This window comes from Vibrio sp. 1557 (assembly GCF_033340175.1).
GTDB lineage: Bacteria > Pseudomonadota > Gammaproteobacteria > Enterobacterales > Vibrionaceae > Vibrio > Vibrio alginolyticus.
Genome location: NZ_JAWOVZ010000006.1, coordinates 96721 through 115938, shown reverse-complemented (window position 1 = coordinate 115938; position 19218 = coordinate 96721). Strand labels below are relative to the sequence as shown.

20 protein-coding genes are annotated in these 19218 nt (G+C 44.8%); 11 read left to right on the top strand and 9 right to left on the bottom strand.

Features of this window, described 5'->3' with window-relative positions; genetic code table 11:
* Positions 1–4: 4 nt before the first annotated feature.
* The 3 genes from R7070_RS10450 to argS form a co-directional block, all read right to left on the bottom strand.
* Complete coding sequence (locus R7070_RS10450; RefSeq protein WP_042523163.1) at positions 5–526, bottom strand: YqhA family protein; 522 nt, start codon at positions 524–526, stop codon at positions 5–7.
* A gap of 150 nt (positions 527–676) precedes the next feature.
* Positions 677–1105 (bottom strand): HIT family protein, encoded by a 429-nt coding sequence (locus tag R7070_RS10445; protein WP_039841466.1) that lies wholly within the window; start codon positions 1103–1105, stop codon positions 677–679.
* A gap of 167 nt (positions 1106–1272) precedes the next feature.
* Positions 1273–3006 (bottom strand): arginine--tRNA ligase, encoded by a 1734-nt coding sequence (gene argS, locus R7070_RS10440; protein WP_005388349.1) that lies wholly within the window; start codon positions 3004–3006, stop codon positions 1273–1275.
* Between the two features lie 220 nt (positions 3007–3226).
* Here argS and R7070_RS10435 point away from each other — a divergent pair, with 220 nt between their 5' ends.
* A complete protein-coding gene (locus R7070_RS10435) occupies positions 3227–3823 on the top strand; it encodes a VOC family protein (protein ID WP_256900425.1) in 597 nt (198 codons plus the stop codon).
* 72 nt (positions 3824–3895) lie between these two features.
* Here the strand turns inward: R7070_RS10435 and R7070_RS10430 are convergent, their stop codons facing one another.
* The 3 genes from R7070_RS10430 to purU all read right to left on the bottom strand — a co-directional run bounded on the left by R7070_RS10430 (position 3896) and on the right by purU (position 6928).
* Positions 3896–4264, bottom strand: coding sequence for a hypothetical protein (locus R7070_RS10430; protein WP_017819944.1), 369 nt, complete (start codon positions 4262–4264; stop codon positions 3896–3898).
* A gap of 4 nt (positions 4265–4268) precedes the next feature.
* Positions 4269–5888, bottom strand: a complete 1620-nt coding sequence (locus R7070_RS10425) for a serine protease (protein WP_065274266.1) — start codon at positions 5886–5888, stop codon at positions 4269–4271.
* Positions 5889–6094: 206 nt separating this feature from the next.
* On the bottom strand, positions 6095–6928 hold the full coding sequence (purU, locus tag R7070_RS10420) for a formyltetrahydrofolate deformylase (RefSeq protein WP_005382206.1): 834 nt from the start codon (positions 6926–6928) through the stop codon (positions 6095–6097).
* A gap of 218 nt (positions 6929–7146) precedes the next feature.
* Here purU and R7070_RS10415 point away from each other — a divergent pair, with 218 nt between their 5' ends.
* From R7070_RS10415 to rnd, 7 genes are all read left to right on the top strand, one after another.
* Positions 7147–9087 (top strand): ATP-dependent DNA helicase, encoded by a 1941-nt coding sequence (locus R7070_RS10415; RefSeq protein ID WP_025766979.1) that lies wholly within the window; start codon positions 7147–7149, stop codon positions 9085–9087.
* Between the two features lie 29 nt (positions 9088–9116).
* On the top strand, positions 9117–9818 hold the full coding sequence (gene tsaB / locus R7070_RS10410) for a tRNA (adenosine(37)-N6)-threonylcarbamoyltransferase complex dimerization subunit type 1 TsaB (RefSeq protein WP_033906910.1): 702 nt from the start codon (positions 9117–9119) through the stop codon (positions 9816–9818).
* 60 nt (positions 9819–9878) lie between these two features.
* The gene (locus tag R7070_RS10405) at positions 9879–10184 is read left to right on the top strand and encodes a hypothetical protein (protein ID WP_017819942.1); all 306 of its coding nucleotides are present in this window, start codon (positions 9879–9881) and stop codon (positions 10182–10184) included.
* A 41-nt stretch (positions 10185–10225) separates the two neighbouring features.
* Entirely contained in the window at positions 10226–10783 is a 558-nt protein-coding gene (locus R7070_RS10400; RefSeq protein WP_017819941.1) for a Slp family lipoprotein, read from the top strand.
* Between the two features lie 6 nt (positions 10784–10789).
* On the top strand, positions 10790–11644 hold the full coding sequence (locus tag R7070_RS10395) for an alpha/beta fold hydrolase (RefSeq protein WP_238958909.1): 855 nt from the start codon (positions 10790–10792) through the stop codon (positions 11642–11644).
* 106 nt (positions 11645–11750) lie between these two features.
* Positions 11751–13442: a long-chain-fatty-acid--CoA ligase FadD gene (gene fadD, locus R7070_RS10390; RefSeq protein WP_005382216.1), complete on the top strand. Its 1692-nt coding sequence runs from the start codon at positions 11751–11753 to the stop codon at positions 13440–13442.
* Between the two features lie 78 nt (positions 13443–13520).
* Positions 13521–14639 carry a ribonuclease D gene (gene rnd / locus R7070_RS10385; protein WP_138939406.1) on the top strand — a complete coding sequence of 373 codons (1119 nt, stop codon included), beginning with the start codon at positions 13521–13523 and terminating at the stop codon, positions 14637–14639.
* Between the two features lie 77 nt (positions 14640–14716).
* Here rnd and minE read toward each other — a convergent pair whose 3' ends face one another.
* The 3 genes from minE to minC are packed head-to-tail and all read right to left on the bottom strand — an operon-like array spanning position 14717 to position 16475.
* Entirely contained in the window at positions 14717–14980 is a 264-nt protein-coding gene (gene minE, locus R7070_RS10380) for a cell division topological specificity factor MinE (protein WP_005388332.1), read from the bottom strand.
* Positions 14981–14982: 2 nt separating this feature from the next.
* Positions 14983–15795 carry a septum site-determining protein MinD gene (gene minD / locus R7070_RS10375; RefSeq protein WP_005388331.1) on the bottom strand — a complete coding sequence of 271 codons (813 nt, stop codon included), beginning with the start codon at positions 15793–15795 and terminating at the stop codon, positions 14983–14985.
* A 17-nt stretch (positions 15796–15812) separates the two neighbouring features.
* The gene (minC, locus tag R7070_RS10370) at positions 15813–16475 is read right to left on the bottom strand and encodes a septum site-determining protein MinC (protein WP_005382304.1); all 663 of its coding nucleotides are present in this window, start codon (positions 16473–16475) and stop codon (positions 15813–15815) included.
* A 197-nt stretch (positions 16476–16672) separates the two neighbouring features.
* Here minC and R7070_RS10365 point away from each other — a divergent pair, with 197 nt between their 5' ends.
* The 3 genes from R7070_RS10365 to R7070_RS10355 all read left to right on the top strand — a co-directional run bounded on the left by R7070_RS10365 (position 16673) and on the right by R7070_RS10355 (position 19007).
* Positions 16673–16954 (top strand): YcgL domain-containing protein, encoded by a 282-nt coding sequence (locus R7070_RS10365; protein WP_005382303.1) that lies wholly within the window; start codon positions 16673–16675, stop codon positions 16952–16954.
* A 48-nt stretch (positions 16955–17002) separates the two neighbouring features.
* Positions 17003–17974: a lytic transglycosylase domain-containing protein gene (locus tag R7070_RS10360; RefSeq protein WP_005388330.1), complete on the top strand. Its 972-nt coding sequence runs from the start codon at positions 17003–17005 to the stop codon at positions 17972–17974.
* A gap of 88 nt (positions 17975–18062) precedes the next feature.
* On the top strand, positions 18063–19007 hold the full coding sequence (locus R7070_RS10355) for a LysR family transcriptional regulator (protein ID WP_017634801.1): 945 nt from the start codon (positions 18063–18065) through the stop codon (positions 19005–19007).
* The last annotated feature ends 211 nt before the right edge of the window (positions 19008–19218 follow it).

Below are 19218 nucleotides of genomic sequence, written 5' to 3'. Positions count from 1 at the left end.
GAAATTAATGTTCTTCAGAGTGTTTAGTCGCGCCTAACCCTAGGAACTTCAAACCAAGACTTAAAACTAAAATCGAAATAGGTAATGTTAAGATCGTCCAATCTAAGCTGTCGAAGTTAATCAGCACGAGCTCTAAGAATTTCACAAACAAGATCACGATGATGACTTCAGCCAAAATGTTTTTTAGATGGCCGATGTTTGGGGTTCTGATCCAATGCAAAACCGACTGCTCTTGTGTTTTCGCTTTAGCTTTGTTGGAAATAAATAGTGTGTAGATGCCGTGAGCAAAGATGAACAAAACTAGTGCGACAAGAAATGTATCCAGTGACTTGATCAAATAAGCGATCGCGATGTCTGCTTTATCTAAATGTGCGAGTGCTTCTGGAGGTGTTTGATTAAGAATGAAGACCGCAAATGCTGAATAGGTTTTTGCTGCACCCATAAGAAAAAGCAAGAATGAAGCAGCCATAGAACAGATGATGGCGATCCAGCTGACGTATCGGAATGTGTTGAAGACTTGTTTCATGATGACCCTCTCTAACTGAGCGGGCAGTCTAAACAAGTTTTATTTTAGTGATAATCCCAGAAAAATGAGAAAGATTGTTACAAATACGTATTAATCTTTCTCTGTCTATTTTAGCCGTATTCAAAGGCGAATTATTTTCGCTTACAGTGCTTATGCTTTTTGGAAAATAGAGCTCAGTGATAACACGTTCTTAATACGACCAAGCAATTCGTTTTGCTCTTCTTCTGTACGGAATTCACCTTTGGTATTACCCCAAACCGGTCCCGGCCATGCTATGTCATCTTTGAAGCGAGCGATATGGTGAATGTGCAGTTGCGGCACCATGTTACCTAGTGCACCGAGGTTTAACTTGTCTGGACGGAATGTTGCTTCCAGTGCTTGGCTTACCGCTTGAGACTCTAGCAAAAACTGTTGCTGTTCTTTCATTGGCAAGTGGTGAAGCTCTTTTAGGTTTGCACGTTTTGGTACCAAGATAACCCATGGCACAGCATTGTCTTTATGCAGAAGCGCCACACACAGAGGGAAGTGACCGATAACGGTAGTGTCTTTTGCCAATTGAGGGTGCAGTTCAAAACTCATTATATTATCCGATTTGAATTGAATGACATCAGTATACGCCAGATAAAACAAAAGGTTGACGCTTTCACGCCAACCTTTCTAAATCGTCTCGATTCTCGATTCTCGATTCTCGATTCTCGATTCTCGATTCTCGATTCTCGATTCTCGATTCTCGATTCTCGAATCGCTTACATACGCTCTAGAGTATCGATACCTAGTAGAGACAGACCTTGCTTGATGGTCTTCGCTGTTAGCGCTGCTAGTTTCAGACGGCTTTGTTTCACAGCTTCGTCTTCAGCAACTAGGATAGGGCACGCTTCGTAGAAACTAGAGAACTGACCTGCTAGTTCGAATAGGTAGCTACACATGATGTGCGGTTGGCCTTCGCGAGCGACAGATTGAACCGCTTCTTCGAACTGCATAAGTTTAGCAATAAGTGCTTTCTCTTTCTCATCAGTGATTTTGATGTCACCTTGGAGAGCGTCCATAGCAACACCAGCTTTAGCGAAAATAGAAGCTACGCGAGTGTATGCATATTGCATGTATGGTGCTGTGTTACCTTCAAACGCTAACATGTTGTCCCAATCGAACACGTAGTCAGTCGTACGGTGTTTAGATAAGTCAGAGTATTTAACCGCTGCCATTGCAACTGTTTTAGAGATCTTCTCTTTTTCTTCCGCATCTAGTTCAGGGTTTTTAGATTCGATCAGTTGTGCTGCACGAACTTCTGCTTCATCTAGAAGGTCGGCAAGACGAACGGTACCACCCGCACGAGTCTTGAATGGCTTACCATCTTTACCAAGCATCATGCCGAACGCGTGGTGCTCAAGAGATACTGACTCAGGTACGTAGCCTGCTTTACGAACAATTGTCCAAGCTTGCATTAGGTGCTGGTGTTGACGTGAGTCGATGAAGTAAAGCACACGGTCTGCGCTTAGCTCTTCATAACGATATTTTGCACATGCGATGTCTGTTGTTGTGTATAGGAAACCGCCATCGCGTTTTTGAACGATAACGCCCATTGGTTCGCCATCTTTGTTCTTGTATTCATCTAGGAATACAACTTGCGCGCCATCATCTTCAACGGCAAGACCTTGTTCTTTTAGGTCTGCAACGATCTTAGGAAGCATGTCGTTGTACATGCTCTCGCCCATTACGTCGTCACGAGTCAGTGACACGTTTAGACGGTCGTAGTTGCGCTGGTTTTGGATCATGGTTACATCAACGAGTTTTTTCCACATTTCTGCACAGTACTCGTCACCGCTTTGCAGTTTCACAACGTAGTTTCGCGCCTTTACTGCGAAGTCTTCATCTTCATCGTACAGCTTTTTCGATTCGCGGTAGAAGCCTTCAAGGTCCGCAAGTTCCATAGAAACTTCGCCAGACTCTTGTTGTACACGTTCAAGGTTTGCGATAAGCATACCGAACTGAGTACCCCAGTCGCCGATGTGGTTCGCACGGATCACTTTGTGACCTAGGAACTCAAGAGTACGTACTACCGCATCACCGATGATGGTTGAACGTAGGTGACCAACGTGCATTTCTTTAGCAACGTTTGGTGCAGAGTAGTCAGCAACGATAGTTTGAGCTTCGTCTGCCGCAACGCCAAGACGTGAATCAGCCAGTGCTGCTTCCGCTTGTTTTGCTAGGAACTCTTCGCTTAGGAAAATGTTGATGAAACCAGGACCAGCGATTTCTGTCTTGCTCGCAATACCATCTAGGTCTAGAACATCCAGTACTTTCTGTGCAAATTCTCGTGGGTTAGTACCCAGTTTTTTAGCAACGCCCATTACGCCGTTTGCTTGGTAGTCACCAAATTGTGGCTTTGCTGATTGGCGTACTGCCGCAGGACTGCCTGCAGGTGCGCCAGCGGCTTCTAGAGCCTGAGATACTTTGTCATTAATAAGTGCTTGGATATTCACACGCGTTTCCTTCAATTCAAGGACGAAGAACTCGGCGAAATAAGTGCCGAGTTCTGTTGGAGTTCACAAAAATGGGGCTAATGATAACAACTTTATTGCTTTTCATACAGAGAGGAATTGGGGAAATTTATACTTTTTCGATTGAATGGAAATGTGGCTTAGTTTGCGTTTACTATTGCGCTCAGAGTAATGAGATAAATCGCCCCATAAGAGAGCCACAATGACGACTCAACTAGTTGAAAAACGCCTAGCGCCTAAATTGATGATCCAAGATCTGGATGAATTTATGGCGAAGATTGAAGAGCTTGCATCCCTGTTAAAACTGGATCTGAGCTTTGCTCAAGCTGACCATATTGCGCTGCGAATTAATGATACTGAAACAGCAAAAGCCGCGCATGAAGCATGGAATCAATACGGTAAGGTGATTTCACAAGCGAAAATCAACGGTCGTCCAATCATCGTTATCGAATTCGACAAAGCGTTGGAAAGCCGTGGTTGGAAGATTGAGTGTCTGGAACTGCCATACCCTGCGGAAGGCAAAATCTACCCAACTGAAAGCTGGGAACATGTGGAGTTTGTGATTCCGTCTCATGCCGAAACCGCAGATGAGTTTCTTGCTGATTTGAGACACACTTATCCAGCGTTTGGCGCACGCTTTAATGAGTTAGAAGAGCTGGGTGTGAAGATCAAACTGTCGAGCCCGAAAGGGGATGGCGAACGCTTGAATAACCCAACAGTGGCGTTTAAGTACCAAGGCATTTGTATCAAACTGCACCCGCATTCACTTAAGCGTATTGTGGAGTCTGAGCAGGCGTAAAACGCTAGGGTGAGAATTGCTGAGTTGCGATAGGCAAAAAGGGAGCCGAGGCTCCCTTTCGTAAGCGAATCACTATTTAGCCAGTGACTTGCTTTTTGGGTTGGTAATGGAAAGTTTTTTGCCTTTCAACTCTTCATCTAAAGGCAGTGTAAAAGTTTTGGCAAACGGCATTCGTTTACAATGATCCGCCTTGTCTCTAACGATAGTAATAAGAGCTTCTGTCTGTGAGCTTTGCTCTATTTTTAGGCTAAAGTCCTCGTTTTCACTGCAGCCGTTAGACTCTGTGATAAATGAAATTTGACTCTCACTTGTCCTATAAGTCTCTACCATCATTGCTTGGTGCTCAGACGTCTGGTTTGTTTGCAGTCCTGCGTTTGCTGAACATGCAGTTAAACTGATAGTGCCCAAACCAAGTAGGAATATCTTGAGTCTATGTTTCATCTCGTTACCTTTTTTTGCGTCGTACGAATGAACCTGCAGCCATTAACACCAGTAGGCCAATAGATAAACTGCCGCCTGAACTAGACTTTTTATTAACGTCGTTACCAGCATCGCCCGTATTATCTGTGCTGACTGACATATTTATGTTGCGAACAAATGCTTGCGCGCTGTAAATGCCACTTGAAAACGGGTGTTGGACGTATTCAAACGTTATCGTATTAGATGCTTTGTAAAGATCGATCTGGATCTCTTTATAATCGAGGAGTTGGTTGGTGCTATCGTAAATTTCACCATTAACTAAGATGAACAAGTAATCAAAACCATCGGACATTACTTTGAGATCCATGGTAAGTTTGCCCTTCGGAAGATCGGTCAAAACCAGCTCAGATACACCAGGATAAGCTCCCATATCCGCTGATTGCAGTTCACCATTTTCAGCCGTCCAAGCGTTTTGACCGGTATAAACATTTGCGTCTGCTAGCGGAATGGCATTACGCACTGATCTGCTTGCTTTATCTACACCTGAATACTCGAAAGTTGTTGTGAGTCTGGACAGTTTCGGATGATCGGTAAAGAGCTCTATCGTTGTTTCTGATCCCGAATAGCTAGGTTGGTAGCCGACGGTAATTTGACAGCTTTGCGAAGGCTTTAAGGTACCAGTACAAGTGCTTTTCTCGATGGTACTTCCGTATGATATTGTGCTTTCGTAGATGTTTAATGGGATAGTATCGTCATTACGAATAGTAAAGGTCTCTTGCTGCGCTTTTCGCTCAACGAAACGAAGATCTCGGTACTTAGTGAAGCTGATAGTATTGCGATGGCTATCTATCCATCCATTGTGTTGAAAATGAGCGACGTTGGCGTAAACACCATAAGCGTTTGGTTGAGCACATCCATCCCCCCAGCTGACCACGCCTAGCAATTTGTTGATACCGTTATCATCAACGATGAGTGGACCGCCGCTATCTCCTTGGCAGCTATCTTTACCTCCCCAATAGTATCCGGCGCAAATACCGTCATCTGATACATTAGAGTAGTTTCCTGGTAGGTTTTGGCAGGTAGCTCGATCTACGTATTCCAAATCTACTTGTTGTAAAACGGTTGGGTATATTCGGTCTGTCGTGGACGTATTTCCCCATCCAGCCACGTGCAACTTGTCTCCTACGCGTACGCTATCTAAAAGTTCTGGCGTTGCCAGGTCAATAGTTGCGCTATCGATATTGCGTTCTAATTCAATAAGAGCGATGTCATTGTTCGTTGTTATGTTGTTATATTCATCATGTGAATAGATATTTTTAATGGCGATGCGCTGTGCTTGAGACTCTCTGTTTTTGTCATAAAGACCAAGAACGATATCCAGATCGTCCGCATTAAGACCTTCCACACAGTGCGCAGCAGTTAATACGTATTTTCCACCTAGGAAACTGCCACCACAAAAGTGACCAATAGATGTAGGTTGTCCTTTACGTACCAGTGAAGCAATAAATTTCCAGTCGGAAGTGTTGGCAGGTTCGCCGCCGATAATGCGAGTGGATACATCATTCTGAACAGGCTCAAGAGTATCTGCGATTGTGGTTGCTGGTAAAGTCAGCCCAATCAGAAAAGCCACTAACGTTTTTTTCATTTTAATTCCGTAATATTAACGTGGTTTATTATAAGGAGGGCAAATGATAAACGGAATCATTCTCTCAGTAAATAGTTGTGGAGAAATGAAAAATTATAACGTATCGGTTTAACTTTGATGGTTAGAATTGGAGGGGGGATCTTCTGAAAAGATGAAACCCGCCAAGTTGGACGGGTTTCACTATCGTTGTAACTAGTACGGAGGGATTACAGGATCACTGTCTTATTCCCATAAACAAAGACGTGGTCATTGATCACTTTATTCAAAGCCTTACTCAATACGTTCTTCTCTACATCGCGTCCCGCTTGCGCCATATCTTGGGCATTGAATGTATGGTCGACAGGAATTACGTCTTGCTTGATGATCGGCCCTTCATCTAAATCATTAGTCACGAAGTGTGCTGTTGCACCGATGATTTTCACACCGCGATCGTAAGCTTGTTGATATGGCTTCGCGCCAATAAAAGCAGGTAAGAAGCTGTGATGAATATTAATGATTTTGTGGTGATATTTCTCAACAAACGTCGGCGTTAATACGCGCATGTATTTAGCTAGCACCAAAAAGTCAGCATCGTATTGATCGATCACTTCTAGCATCTTCTGCTCGTGTTCTTCACGGCTAAGGTTTTCATGGGTCACATGGTGGTAAGGAATGTCGAAGCGTTCAGTGAGAGTTTGCAGTTTGTCGTAATTCCCCACCACAGCGGCGATCTCAACATCTAGGCTTCCATCGTAGGTTTTCATCAGAATATCGCCTAAACAATGCGCTTCTTTTGTGACGAGAATGACGATGCGCTTACGGCGAGAGCCAACCAATTTACGCTTAGCACCTTGCGGGAGAGCTTGGTCCAAGTCGGCAAGAAACGTTTGATCGTTGAAGTACCCCTCCAACTCCGTTCTCATGAAAAAGTGGCCACTGGTATTATCAACAAATTCGTTATTGTGAACGATGTTGAGTTGGTGCTTGTAACAGATATTAGTAATTTTCGAGATGAGACCCGGGGCGTCAGAACAGTGGGTCAACAGTGTTTTCTTTTCCATAAATCAGGTACTTCCATGCATTAATATTTTAGCGTACGAATTTGTTATTATTCCCTGGCGGGTGTAACTGTACTGCCATGTTTCACCATAAATAATCTATTCTTACGTTGGTTTCAACAAAATATCCGCGTGTCGCCGCAAGCTGGTCAGATTGTGGGCTGATGTCACTCCTATTCCTCTGATATACTCTCGATAATTTTTCAAACTCAATACCAAGCATGATCGCAAAAACTTTTTCCTCTGATGGCGCGTTAGGTAAGGCCATTCCTGGCTTTCAAGCTCGTCAGCCACAAATCGATATGGCGGAAGCCGTCAGCAGTGCGATCAAAGATCAAACCCAGTTGGTGGTGGAGGCAGGAACCGGAACCGGTAAGACCTTCGCATACCTAGTCCCTGCGCTGTTGAGCGGTAAAAAAGTGATCATCAGTACAGGCTCGAAAAACTTGCAAGAGCAGTTGTACCATCGTGACTTACCGCTCATGGTCAATGCGCTTGGTTTTTATGGCCAAGTGGCGTTATTAAAAGGGCGTTCTAATTATCTGTGTTTGGATCGTTTGAGCCGCCAAATGGTCGAAAGCCACACTAATGAATCTGACCCGACGTTATTAACTCAACTGGTTAAAGTGCGTACTTGGTCATCAGAAACCAAAACAGGTGACCTTGGTGATTGCGATGATCTGCCAGAAGACAGCATGATCATTCCGACTATCACCTCAACCAATGATAACTGTTTAGGTAAAGAGTGTCCGAGCTACACCGATTGCTTTGTATTGAAAGCGCGTAAGCGAGCCATGGATTCCGACATTGTTGTGGTGAACCATCACTTATTTCTTGCTGATTTAGCGATCAAAGAGACAGGATTTGGTGAACTGATTCCAGAAGCCGATGTGTTTATTTTTGATGAAGCTCATCAGTTGCCAGATATTGCGAGCGAATATTTCGGCCAGTCAGTTTCAAGCCGCCAAATTCACGATCTTGCCAAAGACATTGAAATAGCCTATCGCACCGAAGCCAAAGATATGCGTCAATTGCAAAAAGTGGGCGACAAACTCATGCAAAGCGCAATGGACATGCGGATTGTATTGGGTGAGCCAGGCTTTCGTGGCAACTGGCGTGAGGCGTTGCAATCAGGTTCTATTAAGCGAGAATTATTGCGCTTAACTGATAGCCTCGAATTGGCGATTGATGTACTCAAAATAGCTTTAGGGCGCAGTCAATTACTGGATACGGCCTTTGAACGAGCCAATTTGATCAAAGGCCGTATAGACCGGGTATGTGATGTCGATATTACCGGTTACTCATACTGGTACGATACCTCGCCTCGTCATTTCGCTCTGCACATTACGCCTCTTTCTGTCGCGGACAAGTTCCATGAGCAAATAGAGATTAAACAAGGCGCGTGGATTTTCACGTCAGCAACCCTAGCCGTATCGGGCGATTTCAAGCACTTTACTGAGCGCCTTGGCCTCAAGCCTACAAAGCAATTTTCTCTGCCGTCCCCCTTTGATTATCAAAAGCAAGCGCGCCTTTGTGTGCCAAGGTATTTGCCAGAGCCAAACAGTAACGGCTTAGCGGATAAGTTAGTCCGAATGCTTGCTCCGGTGATTGAAGAAAATGATGGTCGCTGCTTCTTTTTATGTACCTCGCACAGCATGATGCGTGAACTAGGTGAGAAGTTCCGAGAAGTACTTGAGCTGCCTGTGTTAATGCAAGGGGAGATGAGTAAGCAGAAAACCTTGGCGGAGTTTATGGAACTGGGTAACGCTTTACTCGTGGCGACGGGCGCTTTCTGGGAAGGGATTGATGTTAGAGGTGATGCGCTGAGCTGTGTTATTATCGACAAATTACCGTTTACCGCCCCTGACGATCCGTTACTCAAAGCCCGTATCGAGGATTGTCGATTACGTGGCGGTGAACCATTTGCTGAAGTACAAATCCCGGATGCAGTGATTACGTTAAAGCAGGGAGTCGGGCGATTAATTCGAGATCAGAAGGATCACGGTGCGTTGATCATTTGTGATAATCGCCTCGTCACGCGAGACTATGGTGGTATTTTCCTCGGAAGTCTACCACCTATCCCAAGGACGCGAGACTTAGATGGAATCAAAGCATTCCTGAAAGCAGAACAATCTGTCACAGACGCAAGTGCTGAGGCATAACCCAATAAATGAGAGTTGTAGAGAGTTAAATGAGCGCAAAAATTCTTGCTATCGATACAGCGACTGAAAACTGTTCAGTTGCGTTGTTGGCTAATGATCAAGTGATTTCACGTAGCGCGGTTGCACCACGCGATCACACCAAAAAAGTACTGCCAATGGTTGATGAAGTACTCAAAGAAGCTGGCCTGACTCTACAAGAGCTGGATGCGTTAGCGTTTGGACGTGGTCCAGGTAGCTTTACTGGCGTTCGTATCGGTATTGGTATCGCACAAGGTTTGGCGTTCGGTGCTGACTTACCTATGATCGGCGTTTCAACGCTGGCTGCAATGGCTCAAGGTAGCTATCGCTTACATGGTGTGACCGATGTCGCTGTGGCTATTGACGCACGTATGGGTGAAGTTTACTGGGCACGTTACACTCGCCAAGCAAACGGTGAGTGGGCAGAGATGGATGCAGAGTGCGTAATTCCACCAGCACGTCTCGTTGAAGAAGCACAAGCAGACGACAAAACGTGGACGACAGCAGGTACTGGTTGGGATGCTTACCAAGAAGTATTAGCAGACCTACCGTTTAATCTGACGCATGGTGACGTTCTGTACCCTGATTCACAAGACATCGTGATTCTTGCTGAACAAGAATTTAAAAAGGGTAATACCGTGCCGGTCGAAGATTCGAGCCCTGTTTATTTACGTGATAATGTGACATGGAAAAAACTTCCTGGTCGCGAATAGTCCGTTTTTCATTAACCTGACAAAAAGCAGGGCGTTTGCCCTGTATTTTTATGGAGTGCTATGGCGTCGATTAATGGCTTGCCTCCTTCTTTGATTCCCGGTGCAAATCGCACTCATAAAGCCAGTCAAAAGAAGCAGGTAAATAAATCACAAACAAAGCAGCCTGTAGGTCAGCCTTCAAAGGTTGCTAACGCCGTGGCGCACTCCATAAAACACGTGGATGAGTCCCAAATTCACCGAGCTCAAGTGCAATATGACCTTCCTGAAGGGGGCGCACGTAAAGCAATGGAGCAGTACATGGATGTCATGAATCGAGCTAAAAAAGAGGAACTGGCTCAATTACTTGGTGTCGATATTTACGTGTGAGATCTCCCCAGCTTGGGGTTACTAATATTGAAAGGTGGTTTATGAAGGTTTTTGGACGGTTTTTTCTCGCATTATTTGCTACGGTTGGTTTGTCTGCGTGTAGCTCTTTGCCAGAGGAGCTAAATGCAAGCACAGAATTGGTCGTTACAGACTATAAAGCGTTTGCTGAGTCTCAGGGGCAAGTGAGTGAAGATGTTCGCCTTGGTGGAATCATCGCTAAAGTGGATAACTTTAAAGATAAAACGCGTCTAGAGATTGTAAACCTTCCTATCAGTGAGTCTGGTAAACCTGATATTGATGAAGAGCCTACGGGGCGTTTTGTCGCCTATTTTGATGGCTATTTAGAGCCTGTCGCCTTTAGTGAAGGCCGTTTGGTGACGGTTGTAGGCAAAGGAGCAGGGGAAGAAGAAGGAAAGATCGGTGAGCACGGTTACATCTTCCCAGTAATTAAGGGGGAAGGGTACCGTTTATGGAAAATTGAAGAACGTGTACGCATGTATGACTCGCCAACCTACTTTTACCCATGTTACTCGATTAACTGCCGCATGTGGCGTAATGATTTCCCGCAAGACGGTAAAGTGATAAAACAGGTCAAATAATCTGCGATGCATGAGCGTCAATTCGAGCTTCCTGCCGGCAAAATGGCAGCCCTTGAGATAGGGAACGAGAAAACGGCTGACTTGTCAGTCGTTTTTCTTCATGGGTGGTTAGATAATGCGGGCAGCTTTAAAGCGCTCATGGAGCAGTTGAATCAACTTAATCCTCACTTACACCTCCTCGCCATCGATCATTTTGGTCACGGTTTATCGAGTCATAAATCTCACGATAATTATTACCCCTTTCACGACTATATTGCCGATTTATATCAGCTGTTGGACGAATTATCACCAAACAGACTGATATTAGTAGGGCATTCACTTGGTGCTTTAATCGCAAGTTGCTATAGTGCTGCGTTTCCAGAGCAGGTCGAAGCTCTTGTGCAAATTGAGGGAGCAGGACCTCTTACTGAAGATCCTACTAACAGTTTGCCTCGTCTTCGCGATGGCGTTTTAAGTCGAATAAGACAGCAAAACAAGCCAGAGCGAAGCATTGCCTCCTTCGATCTGGCGTTAAAATTACGCATGCAAGCCAACCAATTAACCGCTGAGCAGCTTCTGCCGATAGTCGAGCGAGGAACGGAGCAGCGAGGAGATAAATGGTATTGGCGGCATGATGCCAAGTTAAAATGTGCGTCGCTTTACCGAATGGCGCAAGCGCATGCTAACTCGATTACCAGCCAAATACGTTGTCCTCATTTGATCGTATTAGGCGATCAAGGATTTCAGAATTTACCATCTAACCAAGCTGATTGGGGAGAGAACCCACCGCAAGTGGTTTCTGTCAAGGGTGGTCATCACTGTCATTTAGAGCAAATACTCGAGGTCGCAACGCGAATTCTTGGTGTAGTTAACAAAATTTAAACAAGTGTTTGAGAGTTGCGTGCTCAAGCACGTTCGCTGTGCTGTAATAGCTTTCAAAATAAAAAGGACGCTATTTTTTAGCCAGTTATAAACGAGGAGTAACATCGTGGATAAACCATGGCTTTCACGTTATCCAAGTGACGTACCTGAAACCATTAATCCAGAGCAATATGAGTCTTTGGTAGAAATGTTTGAACAGTCTGTACAAAAATATGCAGACCAACCAGCATTCATGAACATGGGCTCGGTTATGACCTTCCGTAAATTGGAAGAGCGTAGTCGCGCATTCGCAGCGTATCTGCAAAACGAGTTAAAACTGCAAAAGGGTGACCGCGTTGCTCTGATGATGCCAAACTTACTGCAATACCCAGTAGCATTATTTGGTATTTTGCGTGCAGGTTGTATCGCCGTAAACGTTAACCCACTTTACACTCCTCGTGAACTTGAACACCAATTGAATGACTCAGGTGCGACGACGATTGTGATTGTGTCTAACTTTGCGAATACGCTAGAACAAATCGTCGATAAAACACCAGTCAAACACGTAGTGTTAACCAGTCTTGGTCAAATGCTGCCACGAGCGAAAGGTACGATTGTCGATTTCGTGGTGAAGTACGTTAAGGGCATGGTGCCTAAGTACGATTTACCTGGTGCAATCTCAATGCGTCAGGCTCTACGTAAAGGTCGTCGTCTACAATACGTTAAACCGTTTATGTCTGGGGATGACATTGCATTCCTGCAATATACGGGGGGGACGACAGGTGTCGCGAAAGGCGCGATTCTGACTCACCGCAACATGATTGCGAACGTTCTACAGGCAAAAGGCGCGTACGGACCGGTTTTATCTCCGGGGCGTGAATTAGTCGTGACAGCATTACCGCTGTATCACGTATTTGCTCTTACCGTAAACTGTCTGCTGTTTGTTGAAATGGGTGGTCGTAACTTACTTATTACCAACCCTAGAGATATTCCAGGGTTCGTGAAAGAGCTACAAAAGCATCCGTTTACTGCGATTACGGGCGTGAATACCTTATTTAATGCATTGGTCAATAATGAAGATTTCCACGAGTTGGATTTCAGTAATCTACGTTTAGCCGTTGGCGGCGGCATGGCAGTGCAGCGCTCAGTGGCAGAAAGATGGCAAAAGACCACGGGTTGTTATTTGCTCGAAGGTTACGGTCTAACAGAGTGTTCTCCGTTGGTGGCGGCATATCCGCATGATCTTGTTGAATACAATGGCTCTATTGGTCTGCCGGTACCATCAACAGAAGTTCGTATCGTGGACGAAGAAGGTAACGCTCTTGCGAATACTGAAACTGGCGAACTTCAAGTTCGTGGTCCTCAGGTTATGCAAGGTTACTGGCAACGACCTGAAGCAACGAAAGATACGATTAACGAAGACGGCTGGCTATCAACCGGCGACATCGTTAAGTTCGATGACGAAGGCTTCCTGCATATCGTTGACCGTAAGAAAGACATGATCTTAGTATCAGGCTTTAATGTTTACCCGAACGAAATCGAAGACGTTGTAGCACTTCACGGCAAAGTACTTGAAGTTGCTGCTATTGGTCAGCCGCATGAAGTGTCTGGTGAATTAGTGAAGATTTATGTCGTGAAACGCGATCCGAGCTTGACCAAAGACGAAGTGATCGCGCATTGTCGAGAACACTTAACTGGCTACAAAGTTCCGAAGTTGGTTGAGTTCCGCGAAGACTTACCTAAAACCAATGTCGGTAAGATCTTGCGTCGTGTTTTACGCGAAGAGAATGACGCTGAACTTGCGAAGAAAAGCGCATAAGCCGATTTCGTCGAGTCGAGAGATTTAAAAAATGATAGAATGCCAGCGTTTTGCTGGCATTTTTATAGCGAGAAGTATGTGAACTATCAAATTATTACTAAAAACAAAGACCTAGAAGAGGTTTGCACTCATGCCCGAGAGGCAGACGTAGTGATGCTGGATACCGAATTCGTTCGTATTCGCACTTTCTACCCGCAGTTAGGTCTGATTCAGCTTTTCGATGGTAATCGCCTCTCGCTGATTGATCCGACTGAATTAACGGATATGACGCCGTTTGTAGCGCTATTAAAAGATACTTCTGTGCTAAAAGTGCTGCACGCATGTGGTGAAGATTTAGAAGTTTTCCAAAACGCTTTTGGTTGTACACCATTCCCTATGGTGGATACGCAGCTGATGGCCGCTTTTCTCGGTCACGGCCTATCGACAGGCTTCGCATCGCTGGTGGAAGAATATTTAGGCGTAGAGCTCGACAAAAGTGAATCACGTACCGACTGGATGGCTCGTCCACTGACACAAAAGCAATTAGATTATGCTGCCGCAGATGTTCATTACTTGTTACCGTTATACGAAAAGCTGTTCGATAAGGTGACGCAAGCAGGTTGGTGGGAAGCTGTACAGCAAGAAAGTGATTTACTCGTTTCGAAACGTATTCGCGTAACCAATGAAGAGCATGCCTACCTTGATATTAAGGGCGCTTGGCAATTAAAACCTTCTGAGCTGGCGATTTTAAAGCCATTGGCGACGTGGCGTTATCGTGAAGCAATCAAAAGAGATTTAGCGCTGAACTTTATCTTCAAAGAAGGTGATCTATTAACGGTCGCTCGTCTTGGTTTAACGAACTTTAAGAAGATGGAAGCAGAAGATATTGATATCCGAGCGATTAACCGCCATGGCGCGAAGATTGCCGCGATTGTTAAACAAGCGAAGCAAACACCTTCTGAAGAGTATCCTGCGAAAATTGAGCGTTTAATGGACTATCCGGGTTACAAGCAGGTCTTCAAAAATATGAAAGACTTGGTGAAATCGGCTTCGCAGAAGTCAGGTTTAGCCACGGAGTTCCTTGCCTCTAAAAAGCAGATCAATCAGTTGATCAGTTGGGTTTGGAAAAAAGATCGTGACCCAGAAGTGTTGCCTGATTTGATGCAAGGGTGGCGTTTGGATTTACTCGGCGACAAGATGAACAAAGCATTAAAGTAATGAAAGATGAAAAAGGTTGGCCTCGATGCCAACCTTTTTCGTTCTAATTAGAGCATTCGTCTGGCGAGAGAAACTGATTACTTTTCTTCGTCTGGTAGCTTCACATTTAGCTCAAGAACTGAGATATCGTCGTCTTTGTGCTCAAATGTTAAGTCAACCATATTTGGATCAATTGCCACGTACTTGCTGATCACCTTCAAGATGTCTTCTTTTAATTGAGGCAAGTAAGACGGCGCAGGATCATTTTGGCTGCGGCGCTCTGCGACAATGATTTGCAAACGCTCTTTAGCTAGATTCGCAGAAGTTTTCTTCTGTGGACGGAAAAATTCTAATAATGACATGTCTAGCCTCCAAAGAGTCGTTTAAAGAGTCCTTTCTTCTCCTCAGTAAGGAAACGAAATTCAACCTGATTGCCTAATAAGCGATCAACGGTGTCAGAATAAGCCATACCCGCATCGGTGTTATCGTCAAAAGTGACTGGCACACCTTTGTTTGACGCGTTAAGCACGGCTTGGCTTTCTGGAATCACGCCCAGTAGTGGAATATGTAAGATCTCCTCAACGTCTTCAACGCTTAGCATTTCGCCTTGAGTGACGCGAGATGGGTTGTAGCGAGTCAGTAACAGATGCTGTTTTACTGGCTCTAGCCCTTGTTCTGCACGCAGTGACTTAGAATCTAAAATACCGAGAATGCGGTCAGAGTCACGTACAGAAGAGACTTCTGGGTTCGTTGTGACAATGGCTTCATCGGCATAGTACAAGGCCATTAACGCGCCTTGCTCGATACCTGCTGGTGAATCACAAATAATGAAATCAAAGCCCATTTCATCAAGTTCGCCGAATACGCGCTGAACACCATCTTTTGTCAGTGCGTCTTTATCACGAGTTTGAGAAGCAGGAAGAATAAATAGGTTGTCCGTGCGCTTATCTTTGATCAGCGCTTGGTTTAATGTCGCTTCACCGTTAATGACGTTCACAAAGTCATACACGACGCGGCGCTCACAGCCCATGATTAGATCGAGGTTACGCAAACCGATGTCAAAATCGATCACCGCGGTCTTTTTTCCCTTAAGAGCTAGACCAGAGGCGATGGCTGCGCTTGAAGTGGTTTTACCAACGCCACCTTTACCAGACGTTACTACAATAATGCGTGCCATTTTTTTTCCTTTTTAGATTAAATCGCGAGAACTTCTAAATGTAATGATTCATCGGCTTTACTGATCATTACTTTCTTTTGCCAGTACTCGCTTTCAATTTGATCGCTTAACCAGTAGTCACCCGCAATGGATACCAGTTCTGCTTGTAAATCGTGGCAAATAATACGCGCTTCCTGCTGACCACTTGCTCCTGCAATCGCACGACCTCGAAGTGTGCCATGGATATGAATAGAGCCGTCAGCAATGACTTCAGCACCTGCACTGACGTGCGCTAGCACCACCAAATCACCATCTTTTGCGTAGATCTGTTGTCCTGAGCGGACAGGCGTACGAACTACTTTCGTTGGTGCCATTTTGGCAGGTGCTTGGCTTGGTGATTTGCTCGCCGACATAATGGCGAAGCCAGCTTCGGAAGCAAGGTTTTGTACACGCTTGTCTTTACAGCCCGTTACACCGACCGGAATAAAACCAGCATCTGAGATGCCTTGTTTAAGCTTAGGGAAATCAATGTCGCCTTGTACTTTTGCTATATTGATTACCAAAGGCGCGGATGCAAAAAAAGAAGGTGCTTGAGAAACTTTTTCTTGCAAAAATTCGACAGTCTTTGCGATCTCATTGTCAGAAAGGTGTAAAACTGACAATGTAAAACTGCTACCTTTAAGGTCTGGTGAATGGGTCATCGTGGACTTCTTGCCTTTATTGAAAGAGCGTTGCCTTAAACTAGGTATGTCATGTTATATTTCATCCTTTGACGCAGCAAGTTCTCTCGGGGGCAAATAGGTGAATTAATCTCAAATTTGCTATTAAGTTTGCGAGAATTTGACGTTTACAACCTAATCCGCACTCAACGCGGCTAAATCAGCATAAAAGGCGTGTCATGCTTTGTTCTATTTATAAAAGCTCGAAAAAAGAAGGTACTTATCTCTATATTCCGAAAAAGGATGATTTTTCACAGGTTCCTGACACCTTAATGCAGATGTTCGGTAAGCCTATCGCTGTCATGACGATTAAACTTGATGGCCGTAAATTGGCACAAGTTGATATCGAAAAAGTGAAGGCTTCATTACAAAATGATGGCTTCTTTCTTCAGGTTCCACCGCCGCCGGAGAACCTATTAGAAAAGTACAAAGAACAAAAAGCCCAGCAGAAAGGCGAATAACGTCATCGTTTTTCATCTGGGATTTCTGCCTTGCTCAAGGAGGGCAATATGAAAAAGATACTGGCTACCATGCTTAGCGTTGGTATGTGTACCTCGGCTTTTGCAAGTAGCGAGGGTTTTGATGAATACTTGAATAAGCTGCGTGCTGAAGCTCGTGATAAAGGTATCTCAGAGCAGGTCATTAGTGCTGCTTTTGCTAATGTTGAGTACAAGCCCCGAGCAGTAAAAGCGGACCGAAACCAACCAGAAAAGAAACTGACATTGGATGAGTACATTCCTCGCGCGGTGCCTGAATGGAAGGTGAAGCAAGCCAGACAACTCTACAAAGAGCATTACACCGAGCTAAAGCGTATAGGCGATGAGTACGGTGTCCACCCGCGCTTTATTGTGGCACTTTGGGGAGTTGAAAGTAACTTTGGTAAGTTTACCGGCAACTTTAAAGTGATTGATGCACTATCCACAATGGCATTTGAAGGCCGTCGTGAAGAGTTTTTCCGTAAAGAGACTATGTCGGCACTGCAGATCCTCGATCAAGGCCATATTGAGCTAGAGAACTTTAAAGGCTCATGGGCTGGTGCTATGGGTCAATGCCAGTTTATGCCAAGCTCTTTCCTTCGTTTTGCTGCTGACGGCAACGGGGATGGTAAAAAAGACATATGGCAATCTGAAGCGGACGTGTTTGCATCAACCGCTAACTATTTGAGCAAGTCTGGTTGGGATGATAAATATACCTGGGGTCGCCAAGTTAAGGTTCCTAAAAATATTGATCGCAGCCTAGAAGGGCGCACGGCTGAAAAAGGCAAATACCTTCAAGAGTGGAGCCAATTAGGTATCACAAAATATGACGGTAGCCCGTTGCCAAAACTGGATGAAGACATCAAAGCATGGTTGATCATGCCGGACGACGAGAATGGTCGTACGTATCTGGTTTACAATAACTATAACGTATTGATGAAGTGGAACCGCTCTTACTACTTCGCACTTGCTGTGAGTCACTTGGCTGACCGCATTAAATACTGATCTGCCATCAAACAATTTGGCATCCAGTCTTCAATACAAGGGCTCTTCGGAGCCCTTTGTTTTTTCTATAACCAAATCGAGGTAAAGCGTGTTATCTGAACGTGCCGCACAAATGGTGATTTTCTCCGCTCTTCTTAAACACAAAAGCTTCACAGCTGCTGCAAAGAGCTTAGGCGTGTCGGTGTCTCATGTGAGTAAACAGTTAAGTCAGTTAGAAGCGTCTCTTGGTATCAAGCTTGTTCAACGCACTACGCGAAGCTTTACGCCGACTGAGGCAGGGAAAACCTTTTTTCATCACTGTGAGCAAGTGGTACAAGCGGTGAGCAGCGCCACATTAGAGATGGAAACCCAGCGGGATGAAGTAGCAGGTTTGGTACGTCTTGGGTTGTCGCAATCATTTGGTACCTTACACATTATTCCAGCGATTCAAGAGTTACGCGAACTGTATCCTCAACTTCAAGTGGAAGTACATCTGTTTGACTATAAGGTCGATATGTTAGCCGAAGGGCTCGATTTATGGGTAACCAACAACGAGCATTTGCCTGAAGGTTACATTGCGCAGCGTTTGACGGATTGCCAGTTTGTTGTTGCGGCATCGCCAGATTACTTATTGAAACATGACACGCCAACAGAACCGGATGACCTATCTGCTCACAACTGCCTCATATACAGAAGCTGGGAGCGTGACTATACGGGGTGGGCGTTTACCAAAGATCAGCAAGAATTGAACGTAAAAGTCTCGGGTAACTATTCAGTGGATCTGGCAGAAGCCGTCCGGGATGCGGCTATTGCAGGTTGGGGTATTGCCTACCTTGCCACTTACTTGCTGGGTGATGAGTTCAGAACGGGTAAGTTAATACAGCTGTTACCTGACTGGAAAGCTAGCCAGTCGATGCCGTTTTATGCGGTATACCCAAGCCGCCAACATATGCCAAAAAAAATATCCGCAGTGATTAACTTTATCAAACAGAAGATCGGCAACCCTTGTCATTGGGACCAACGTTTGGCGCCTTACATCTCTATTCCTAAATAACAGGATCAATGACGTTGTAGAACGACACATAAGGTGATTCACTTCACAAAAATTTTTCCTGAATCAGAAACATATTTTCCATATGGAAATAATTAAAATAAGCAAACGTTTATCTTTAATAAATTCAATTGGTTATTTTGTTGGTCAGTTATTGGTCGCTTAAACTTTTCACACTGTTAACATCCTCAACTTGCAGCATTTTGAGTCCGCT

What these genes read in the sequence shown, in the direction of transcription:
- R7070_RS10450 (WP_042523163.1), bottom strand. Translation starts at nt 526, where the DNA reads ATGAAACAAGTCTTCAACACATTCCGATACGTCAGCTGGATCGCCATC.
- R7070_RS10445 (WP_039841466.1), bottom strand. Translation starts at nt 1,105, where the DNA reads ATGAGTTTTGAACTGCACCCTCAATTGGCAAAAGACACTACCGTTATC.
- R7070_RS10435 (WP_256900425.1), top strand. Translation starts at nt 3,227, where the DNA reads ATGACGACTCAACTAGTTGAAAAACGCCTAGCGCCTAAATTGATGATC.
- R7070_RS10430 (WP_017819944.1), bottom strand. Translation starts at nt 4,264, where the DNA reads ATGAAACATAGACTCAAGATATTCCTACTTGGTTTGGGCACTATCAGT.
- R7070_RS10425 (WP_065274266.1), bottom strand. Translation starts at nt 5,888, where the DNA reads ATGAAAAAAACGTTAGTGGCTTTTCTGATTGGGCTGACTTTACCAGCA.
- purU (WP_005382206.1), bottom strand. Translation starts at nt 6,928, where the DNA reads ATGGAAAAGAAAACACTGTTGACCCACTGTTCTGACGCCCCGGGTCTC.
- R7070_RS10415 (WP_025766979.1), top strand. Translation starts at nt 7,147, where the DNA reads ATGATCGCAAAAACTTTTTCCTCTGATGGCGCGTTAGGTAAGGCCATT.
- tsaB (WP_033906910.1), top strand. Translation starts at nt 9,117, where the DNA reads ATGAGCGCAAAAATTCTTGCTATCGATACAGCGACTGAAAACTGTTCA.
- R7070_RS10405 (WP_017819942.1), top strand. Translation starts at nt 9,879, where the DNA reads ATGGCGTCGATTAATGGCTTGCCTCCTTCTTTGATTCCCGGTGCAAAT.
- R7070_RS10400 (WP_017819941.1), top strand. Translation starts at nt 10,226, where the DNA reads ATGAAGGTTTTTGGACGGTTTTTTCTCGCATTATTTGCTACGGTTGGT.
- R7070_RS10395 (WP_238958909.1), top strand. Translation starts at nt 10,790, where the DNA reads ATGCATGAGCGTCAATTCGAGCTTCCTGCCGGCAAAATGGCAGCCCTT.
- minE (WP_005388332.1), bottom strand. Translation starts at nt 14,980, where the DNA reads ATGTCATTATTAGAATTTTTCCGTCCACAGAAGAAAACTTCTGCGAAT.
- minD (WP_005388331.1), bottom strand. Translation starts at nt 15,795, where the DNA reads ATGGCACGCATTATTGTAGTAACGTCTGGTAAAGGTGGCGTTGGTAAA.
- minC (WP_005382304.1), bottom strand. Translation starts at nt 16,475, where the DNA reads ATGACCCATTCACCAGACCTTAAAGGTAGCAGTTTTACATTGTCAGTT.
- R7070_RS10365 (WP_005382303.1), top strand. Translation starts at nt 16,673, where the DNA reads ATGCTTTGTTCTATTTATAAAAGCTCGAAAAAAGAAGGTACTTATCTC.
- R7070_RS10360 (WP_005388330.1), top strand. Translation starts at nt 17,003, where the DNA reads ATGAAAAAGATACTGGCTACCATGCTTAGCGTTGGTATGTGTACCTCG.